Source organism: Arthrobacter sp. PsM3 (assembly GCF_030433895.1).
Taxonomy (GTDB): domain Bacteria; phylum Actinomycetota; class Actinomycetes; order Actinomycetales; family Micrococcaceae; genus Arthrobacter.
Map to the genome: position 1 here is coordinate 1 of NZ_JARUXE010000128.1, position 473 is coordinate 473.

Genomic DNA, 473 nt, shown 5'->3' on the forward strand with positions numbered 1-473 from the left:
GAGGTCTTCGCCCACAACGTCGAGACCGTCCCGCGGATCTTCAAGCGCATCCGCCCCGCGTTCCGATACGACCGCTCCCTGGACGTCATCACCCAGGGCCGCAAGCTCGGCATGGTCACCAAGTCCAACCTGATCCTGGGCATGGGCGAGACCCGAGAGGAAATCTCCGAAGCCCTCCAGGACCTGCACGACGCCGGCTGTGACCTGATCACCATCACCCAGTACCTGCGCCCCTCCGAACGCCACCTCCCGGTGGACCGCTGGGTCAAGCCCCAGGAATTCGTGGACCTGCAGCACGAAGCCGACGAGATCGGCTTCCTCGGCGTCATGTCCGGGCCCCTGGTCCGCTCCTCCTACCGCGCCGGCCGGCTCTGGGCCACCGCGATGCGCAAGAAAGGCTGGGACATCCCGGCCCACCTCGCCCACATCGAGTCCTCCGGCACCACCCGCCAGGAAGCCAGCTCACTCCTCGC

General features: G+C 67.4%; 1 pseudogene. It reads left to right on the forward strand.

Annotated features, from left to right (window positions below):
* A pseudogene (locus QCD75_RS21900) lies at positions 1–473 on the forward strand (lipoyl synthase); the annotation flags it as partial.